Below are 8,873 nucleotides of genomic sequence, written 5' to 3'. Positions count from 1 at the left end.
CTTAGAGCGGTTTTTATTTGGTATTTATTTAAGTTTAGTTACCCATTGAGTATCTAAAACCAAATGCATAACGCGGTCCGTATTGTGCAGCACTTAAGAACTGGCTTTCAAAACGACTGAACGAACGCTCTGTCTCGTTTGTTAAATTAACGCCTTCAAAGAATACGGTAGTGCTTTCATTCACTTCGTAGTTAACGCTAATGTCCCACTGTAAATATTCTTCAGCATATTGTGGAGGAGCCGTAGCACCCGAATCTGGTAGGCCTTGCGCAATTAGGTATTCATCACGCCATGCACCAGTAATTTTAACTGATAAGCCATCTTTTTCGTAAAAACCTTGTAGATTGGCAGAATCACTCAGGCCAGCTAATACAGCTTGAGATGCAAGGTAATAGTTGTCGTACTCTACATCACCGTCAACAATAGTGGCATTAAAACCAGCGCCAAAACCTGACTCGCCGAATAAGTGCTGTATCGCAAACTCAACACCATTTACTTTACGAGAACCTACGTTTTCTGGTGAGTTGATTGTCCACTCTATTAATGGATCAGTTGCTGAGTCAGGAAGTACACGGTTGTTTTCGCCAATTCCTACACCATTTGCCACAATCTCATTATAGATAGCAGAGTCAGTTGCCTGCTCGCCACGTCCTTCAATTGCGGTTACTGCATTATTCCAGCGTTGACCTAAATAAACATCATGCAGGCCTTCAAACGTGGTTGTTACTTGCGTGTTATCAATCCAATTATCTACATCTTTCCAGAACATACCCACTGCAGCGTAGCTACCTTCATTGTAGTAATATTCAAGGCTAAGATCGAAGTTTGTTGATTTAAACGGTTGTAAATTTGGGTTACCACGGCTACCGCTTCTTGAATTTAACTTAGGTGACGGTGTTAAGCTTAAGTTGCCAAGCATGTCGCCAAGGGTAGGGCGTGTGATTGTTTGGCCCCAAGATACACGTGACACTAAGTTATCAGAAAGGTCGACTTTTACATCTATCATAGGTAGAAGAAGATCGTAATTACCTTTGTAATCAACCTCAACTAATTCGCCGCCACTGGCAAATTCAGTTAGCCACTCAGAACCACCTGCCCAATATACTTGCTGAGCAACACGGCTTTTAGCTGGGCTTACAATGTCAGTTTCTTCGTAGCGAAGGCCTAAATTTACAAAAACATCGTAGTCGCTAACGTTAAACACCCAATTTGTAGACAGGTAAACACTGATTGTTTCTTCTTCTACTTTGTTAGTTGGGAAGCCATCAAAGGTGCCTATTTGGTAAACATCACTGCCTATTACGTCTTCAGTTAAAAAAGCGCTTTGGCGAGCAAATGCTTCATCAAGATCATAAGTGTAAGCATAGCCTGGCGCTACACCGTTAGGACCAAATGAAAACTCGTCAAGAAAGCCACTTAAATCAACTCGCTCGAACATACTATCTGGGAATATCTCAGCAAATGTACCGTTATTAAAGCCTGGTGCATTGGCATTATTAGAGCCACCCCAGCCACTAAGTGTTTGCTTAGTGTATGCAGCACCAAATTTTACTGTTTCTAAACCAATGTCAGTGTAAGTAAATAGTTTACCGTCTAGTTGTACTTGAGATACTTCTGATTCACCGGGTGTTCTTGTAAATATACTAAAGTTAGAGCCAATTTGGTTTGGGTCAACTTCTTGCGTGCCGTTATTCCAATTTACATTAAAACCAGGTACGTCACCTTCACGGAAAGAGTACTCTTTAGTTGAAATGTCTGCCGAGCCTAAAATGATTCGTGCGTTAGCGCCTAAGCCAGGATCTTTACCATTATCGGTCGTTGTTTTAGATGTATGCGCATCAAAGTTAAAGCTCAGGTTTTCGGTTGCTAACCACTCAACGTTAATACCTGTTGCTTTTGAATCTACTTCTGATGTTTCACGAAATGCAGTAAAGGATGCATCGTCACCTGCAGAGTTGTAATAAACAGCTGTGCCATTTTCATCAAGTTCATAAGCATTGGCATTACCACCAAACGATCCGTTCCAAATACCCCAAGACAATGAGTTATTCCCGGTCGTTGCTTGTGAAATCGTATGATCAAGCGTAAAGGTTAGGTTATCTGTTGGCGCAAACTGAAATGTTGCTTGCGCATTTAAGCGCTCACGTTGAATGTCATCTTTTGCAAAACTAACTTCTTGCGGAAAGAAAGCGGCTGAAACAAATTCACCATTTTCCCCAGCGTTTGGGTCAAAGAATTGTTTAGCCGGGTTACCTTCAGCATCCATTGGGCGGTTATCAACAATATTAGCTGCATCAACCGAGAGATTTGGATTAACTAACCAAGAGCGAACATTTGCTGCTTGTCGTTGAAAATCACGACGATGATATGAAAAGTTAGCCGACACACCAAAACGCTCGTCATCAAAGGTATTACTGTAGATACCTGCAATTTCAGGTGTTACTTTATCGCCTTCTTCTACAGATGTATCGTGAATACCTTTAGCCATAAAAGAAAAGCGCTCACCAGGCTTTTGTAATGGTTTTGCGGTAACAATATTTACAGTTGCACCCAATCCACCGGTTGGTGTATCAGCGCGTGCAGTTTTCATTACTTCAAGTGAACTTACACCTTCTGATGATAAGTTTTCAAAGTTAAATGAGCGTGTAAAACCTGTTCCCGCCATTTGGCGACCATTAAGTGTTACCAAGTTAAACGATGGACCAAAACCACGAACAGTAATTTGGCTACCTTCACCGTTTGAGCGGCTGACAGATACGCCAGTAATTCGTTGTAATGATTCTGCTAAGTTTGTATCTGGGAACTTACCCATTTCTTCAGCTGAGATGGCGTCAACTACACCAGAAGCATCTCGTTTTACATCCATTGAACGGATTAATGATCCGCGAATACCTTTTACTTCAATGATTTCTAGTTCAGGCTCAGCAGTATTTTCTTCTGCTGCATAGGCTAAATTAAATGTACTTGCAGCGATGATAAGTGACACAGAAGCTGCTAACTGGCTCTTTTTAAAAGTGAATGTGTTCATAATTGCTCTGCTTTTCTAAATTTATTACAGTTAGTGGGTGCCTATTTAAAGGCACCTACCATTCAATGGTTGTTCTACGGGTTTGCGATAATTACGTTATCGATACGATAAACCGCGCCTTCACCCGTACTCCATGCTGGGAAAACCATTAACACGTTGATATCACTAATGTCTAAACCGGCGTCAAAAAGTGATTGCAATGTAAATGTGTACGTTTGCCATTGACCAATAACCGGTACTTGACCTTCAACACTTTCTGCAAGAGGAAGCTCTACTGCAGACGCAGCGCCAGTTGATTCAATTTTAAATAACCATTGAGCGTCTGTTGCGTTAGGTGGAGTTACCATTTTCATTTCAAATTGTACAACCCCATTTGCAAGGATAGACGAGGCATCAAAAGAAACACCTTCATCGGCTAAAAAGCCCATAACAGTTGGCGCTGAGCCAATTACAAATTCAGCAACGGTACCGTGATCGCTATCGTCTGTTTCTTCAGTAGGTGTTGAACCACCACAACAATCCCATATGCTCCATTGCTCTGCAGCAGTATCTTGGAATATTGTAATTTCACTTCCTGCAGTAGATGCTGCACTTGGGTCATAAATTTTAGCGTTATCTACACGGTAAACTGCGCCTTCACCCGTTCCCCATGCTGGGAAAATCATAACAACATCTATCGCGCTAACATCAAGGCCTGCACCTGCTAGGTCGGCTAAGGTGTAAGTGTAAGTTTTCCATTCACCTGCAACTGGCGCGTCACCTGCGTCTGTTAACGGAAGCTCTACCGCTGAGTCACCCTCATTAGATTCAATTTTCATTAACCAAGTTGAGTCAGGGTTGTTAGGGTTTGACATTACTTTTAGTTCAAACTGCAGAACGCCATTTTCCAAAATACTAGTCGCATCGAATGGTGTGCCGCTTCCGCCTGCAGAAGTGCGTGTGTTAAAGCCCATTACTGTAGGTGCTTCACCAATGCTAAACTCTGCAGTTAAACCGTGTTCTTCGTCGTCTAATGCTTCAACTGGTGTTGAACCACCACAGCAATCCCACATAGGCCAATCTAAACTTTGTCCGTTGTCGAATAAGACAACCTCAGGAGAAGCACCCAAGTCACCTTCAATTGCTACATTAGTAATAAGGTACTCAGCACCTTCACCTGTTTGCCATGCCGGGAATACCATAAGCACATCAATTGCGCTTAAATCTAGGCCTTTTTCTTGAAGTAGTGATAATGGAAAGGTATATGTTTGCCATTGACCAGTTACAGGTGTTACACCTTCATTGCTTTCACTTAATGGTACGTCGCCTGTATTTGGGCCACCGTCACCTGCCTCTGCTTTAAGTATCCATGTAGTATCCGACGTTGGAGGTGTTACCACTTTCATGTCAAACGTTAAACGGCCGTTTAAATCAAGTAATGGAGATGCATCAAATGGAGACGATGTTCCTGTAAAGTCGTCTGGAAAGTGACCACCGCGCGTAGAGAAGCCAAGCACAGTTCCGTTGTTATCATTTATATTAAATTTAACAGCGTCACCTTTGTCTGCATCAGTAATAACCTCTGGTACAGTGCCGCCACAACAATCCCATGCAATCCAGTTAGCGTCTAGGCTACCGTTAAATACATCAAGGTTTCGGGCTACGCCGTCGCTAGGTGGGGTAGGTACAGGTGCTGCACCTTCTACAAGTGCGTCGTCTAGGCTGTCGTAACCTGGGCGAACTGTTTCACAGCCTTTGCCTGTGCTTGGGTCTGATGCACATTCGTATACTCGAACGTAATCAATTTCAAAGCTTTGTCCTTGTGCAAATGCGTCTGCATCAATACCTAGGTTGTTAACGTTTTCAGGCCAATCTCCACCCACTGCATGGTTTAATATAAGGTAGAAATCTTTATCGAAAGGGGCGTTATCCCAATGTGTTGTAAGTTCGCCGCTTCCTTGTTCAAAGTATTCCGCAAACCAGCCTTTGTGCTTAAGGCCAACAGCTTCGTCTTTTGAATTGTAACGAACTTCAGAACGACGTTGTGTAGCGTAAAGGTAATCATCTACATACCAGCGGATTTCACCTTCTTGCCACTCAATAGCGTAAGTATGAAAATCATCAGCTGGGTTCATATCTTCAGGTAACAAATAAGCTTTACCTGAGCTAGAGTTATTTGGCCACTCACGACCGTAATGAAGAGTACCGTGCACGTAAGATTCAATAGTGCCATCTTCAGCGGCTACTTTTAGATTTACAGCTTCTAAAATATCAATTTCACCAGAACGTGGCCAAGTGCCATACTCTTCATCAGTTGGCATCATCCAAAATGCAGGCCAGCTACCCTGACCAGACGGTAATTTTGCGCGCATTTCAAAGCGGCCGTATGTAAAGTCTGCGTTGTAACGGGTATTTAAGCGGGCTGATGTGTAAGGTTTAGCTGCGCCTTCTTCTGCAGGGAGTGCGACTATGTTCAGCATGCCGTCTTTGATAAAGGCATTTTCTTCGTTATCGGTATAACATTGCTTTTCGTTGTTACCACCACCAGCACAGTTTAATTCAAAGTTCCATTTGTTTGTATCAATGCTAGTGCCGTCAAATTCGTCATTCCATACCATGCGCCAGTCTGAGACTGGCTCTGAAGAATTAACGACTTCTGTATTTGTGTTTGTTGTTGCAGCGTCACCACCACAGCCGGCCAAAGACGCTAATGAAATAGCTGCCAGAAGGCGTGTAATGCGTGTTGTTTCAATGTTCATAACTGAACCCCGTTCAACTGATAATTGTCAGAATATGTGTTTAAGTTTAGTTGATTTTATAGCTTTTATACTTTCTGTAAGCGCTTACATTTGCGTGTGTAATTGTAAGCGCTTACAAATAGTATTGTGCAGTTGTGATTTGGTCAACATATTTGTCTAAATTATTTACAATTAATTTACTGTTTAACGAATAAATAGTAGTTCTAAAATCATTAAACTGCATAATTTTGTTTAATGATTTTATTTTTTAAGAGGATAGTTGTTACTTTTTATGAAATGGCATGGTTAACAAAGCCCAAAGAGACGCGTTTTGCTTTTCGCTTGGGTATTCTTTTAGGCCTACATCTATGTCGTTATCGGTTTTTTGCGCTTCATTTTTGTAACTACCAAACAGTTTATCCCACCAAATAACGCTAAATCCATAGTTTGAATTGGTTTCGTTCACGCGTTGGCTATGATGAATACGATGTAGTATTTGGGTCATTAATATTGACCGAAGGGGCTTTTCTATTGCATTTGGCAAGCGAATATTCGCATGGTTAAACAGCGCTAATCCATTAAGTGTTATTTCAAATATTAATACGGCAATAGCGGGTACCCCTAAAGCGGTAACGGCAATCAATTTTATAACTATGCTGAGTACAATTTCGATAGGGTGAAAACGCAAACCTGTGCTGGTATCTACATGGGCATCGGCGTGGTGTACGCGATGCAAACGCCACAAAATAGGAACGTTATGAAATAACCTATGCTGCCAATAAATAAGTATATCAAGCAGTAGCATACTTAAAATAATAGCAACACTACTTGGTGTGACTATTTGATTAAATAAACCAATACCGTGCTCTTGGTTATAAAGCGCTACGGCGGTTAAGCCTATGGGTACACTTAAGCGGGCAATTAGTGATGAAGCAAACACGAGTCCAAAATTAGCAAACCATCGGGTGTTACTTTTTATAGGCGATTTACGTGCGGGCATACGCGATTCTAGTAGCATCATAATAACCAAAATGCTAAAAAAGAACCCTAAACGCCACCAAATTTCATTACTCATTGGCTTGTGTAACCTCATCAGCTTCTTGGAGTTTTAACGTGTTATAACCACCATGTATACGTGTAAAAATAGTAATAGCGCACGCAGTGGCAAAAATACTCGCCATTATGGCAAAGTGCTGCGGCCAAATACAAAAGGCAATAAACAGCGCTATGGTTTCTGTGCCTTCGGTTAAGCCATTTAAATAGTAAAAACTTTTGTATTTAAACTGAGGTTTTTCGAGCTTAAATTTTTCGGCGGCTATGGCAAAGGCTAAAAAGCTTGAGCCTGTACCTATAAAAGTGGCCAGTAATATGCTACCTGCAATGGCGTTTTGCTCGGGGTTTGCCAAAATAAAGCCAAGCGGAATTGCCGCGTAAAATAAAAAATCGAGGGTAATATCTAAAAAACCGCCAGCGCTTGAACTTAAATTTGCATGGCGTGCCAATGCGCCATCTAGCCCATCTAAAATACGATTTAAAGCAATAGCTGTTAACGCTGCGTACCACATTTCAAACGCAATTAATGGCACAGCTAATAGGCCTATTAAAAAGCCTGCCACAGTAAGTTGGTCGGGCGTTATACCACGCTTGTGCACTAACGCTACAACAGGAGTTAACAGTGGCTTTATTACAGGGGTGATGTATTTGTCTAACATGCTGGGTGCCTTGTGCTTTTTGTACGTTTACTTGGCTAAATTTAAGGTGATCAGTTTGCCGTTTGCGGCCTCTGCATCGCTATGATCGTGGGTTACCATAATAGCGGGCAATTTATGCTCGCGTATTTGGCTAAAAACCAGCTCGCGCGTATCTACTCTTAATTGGGTATCGAGCTTGCTAAAGGGTTCATCAAGCAAAATCGCTTTTGGCTCGCTTAATAGCATACGTAATAAAGCAACGCGTGCTTGTTGCCCACCAGAGAGGTTGTCGGGGTGGCGATTAGCCATGCCTTTTAATCCTATTTGTTCAAGGGCGTGCTCTATTTTTTCAAGGCGCTGTTTTTTATTGCCTTTAGGCATAGCAAAGGCAATGTTACCGCTTACCGATAAATGCGAAAATAATAACGCATCTTGATAAAGCACACCTATGTGGCGTAAATGTGCGGGTAAATCATTAATACTTTTACCGTTAAGCCACACTTCGCCACTTGCGTTAAAGCCGCTGGGTAATGTGCCGGTAAGCCAGTTTAATAAACTTGATTTACCACTGCCTGATGGCCCCATAATAGTAAGTATTTCGCCGCCTTTTACTTGCTCGTTTAAGCTTAGTAATTGCTCGTGTTGACGATAAAGCTCACAATTTTTAATCTCTAAAGATGACTGCATTAAAAACCTTTTAATTTATGGGTTAGCGATGTGCGCTTTTAAAAAAGTACTTAGGTAACACCCACGCCAGTATAAAGCCAATGAGTGGCAATGCCATTTGCATAATGGCATACACCGCACTGGTACGCCTACTTGCGCCATTAGCAAGGGTAACCGCTTCGGTTGTTATGGTTGCTATGCGCCCGCCACCGGCTAAAAGTGTAGGTAAATATTGGCCAAAGCTAATGGCCAAACCAAGTGCGGCCGCAATTAAAATAGGGGCAAATAACTGGGGTAATTTTACGTGTAAAAACACTTTGCAGGGTGTTGCGCCAAGGCTTGCTGCTACATGAGCAAAGCGAGGGTCTAATCGCCTATAACTGCTCGCAAGCGATAAAAACACATACGGCAGTACAAACAATAAATGGGTAAATACCACATTAAAAAACGCGGCTTGGTTATTTACTAGTTGTTGCAGCCACACTAGGCCAAATAAAAACGCAATACTTGGTACAAGCAACGGTAAATAAATAATTAAGCTGGTAAAGCGCGACATGGGTTTTGCACTTAACTGCTCTGACTCTAAGCACAAAAGGGTAATAATAATGGCAAATAACGTAGTAACTAGCCCTATAGCAAGGGTATTATAAAGCGGGCTTTGCATTTGCATTAGCGCACTTTTAAAGTGAAGTAGCGTGAGCTGATCGGGCAGTGCCGCCGGAAAACGCCAAAATCCGGCAACCGACCACATAATTAAGCCAATTAACGAGA

At 42.0% G+C, this 8,873-nt stretch carries 6 protein-coding genes; all 6 read right to left on the bottom strand.

The window, feature by feature from the left end; all coding sequences use genetic code 11:
- Positions 1-34 precede the first annotated feature (34 nt).
- Positions 35-3,028 carry a TonB-dependent receptor gene (locus P20480_RS03945; protein WP_008131855.1) on the bottom strand — a complete coding sequence of 998 codons (2,994 nt, stop codon included), beginning with the start codon at positions 3,026-3,028 and terminating at the stop codon, positions 35-37.
- 74 nt (positions 3,029-3,102) lie between these two features.
- Positions 3,103-5,766, bottom strand: coding sequence for a glycoside hydrolase family 16 protein (locus P20480_RS03950; RefSeq protein ID WP_008131852.1), 2,664 nt, complete (start codon positions 5,764-5,766; stop codon positions 3,103-3,105).
- 262 nt (positions 5,767-6,028) lie between these two features.
- Entirely contained in the window at positions 6,029-6,820 is a 792-nt protein-coding gene (locus P20480_RS03955; RefSeq protein ID WP_008131851.1) for a sterol desaturase family protein, read from the bottom strand.
- Positions 6,813-7,457: a CDP-alcohol phosphatidyltransferase family protein gene (locus tag P20480_RS03960; protein WP_008131848.1), complete on the bottom strand. Its 645-nt coding sequence runs from the start codon at positions 7,455-7,457 to the stop codon at positions 6,813-6,815. Before P20480_RS03960 ends, P20480_RS03955 begins: the two co-directional genes overlap by 8 nt.
- A gap of 27 nt (positions 7,458-7,484) precedes the next feature.
- Complete coding sequence (locus tag P20480_RS03965; RefSeq protein ID WP_008131847.1) at positions 7,485-8,123, bottom strand: ATP-binding cassette domain-containing protein; 639 nt, start codon at positions 8,121-8,123, stop codon at positions 7,485-7,487.
- Positions 8,124-8,145: 22 nt separating this feature from the next.
- Positions 8,146-8,873 (bottom strand): ABC transporter permease subunit (locus P20480_RS18615; protein WP_033025770.1); only part of this gene is annotated, 728 nt, incomplete at its 5' end.

The sequence above is a fragment of the Pseudoalteromonas sp. BSi20480 genome (genome assembly GCF_000241365.1).
Taxonomy (GTDB): domain Bacteria; phylum Pseudomonadota; class Gammaproteobacteria; order Enterobacterales; family Alteromonadaceae; genus Pseudoalteromonas; species Pseudoalteromonas marina.
This window is presented reverse-complemented; position numbering and strand designations above follow the sequence as displayed.

What these genes read in the sequence shown, in the direction of transcription:
- P20480_RS03955 (WP_008131851.1), bottom strand. Translation starts at nt 6,820, where the DNA reads ATGAGTAATGAAATTTGGTGGCGTTTAGGGTTCTTTTTTAGCATTTTG.
- P20480_RS03950 (WP_008131852.1), bottom strand. Translation starts at nt 5,766, where the DNA reads ATGAACATTGAAACAACACGCATTACACGCCTTCTGGCAGCTATTTCA.
- P20480_RS03965 (WP_008131847.1), bottom strand. Translation starts at nt 8,123, where the DNA reads ATGCAGTCATCTTTAGAGATTAAAAATTGTGAGCTTTATCGTCAACAC.
- P20480_RS03960 (WP_008131848.1), bottom strand. Translation starts at nt 7,457, where the DNA reads ATGTTAGACAAATACATCACCCCTGTAATAAAGCCACTGTTAACTCCT.
- P20480_RS03945 (WP_008131855.1), bottom strand. Translation starts at nt 3,028, where the DNA reads ATGAACACATTCACTTTTAAAAAGAGCCAGTTAGCAGCTTCTGTGTCA.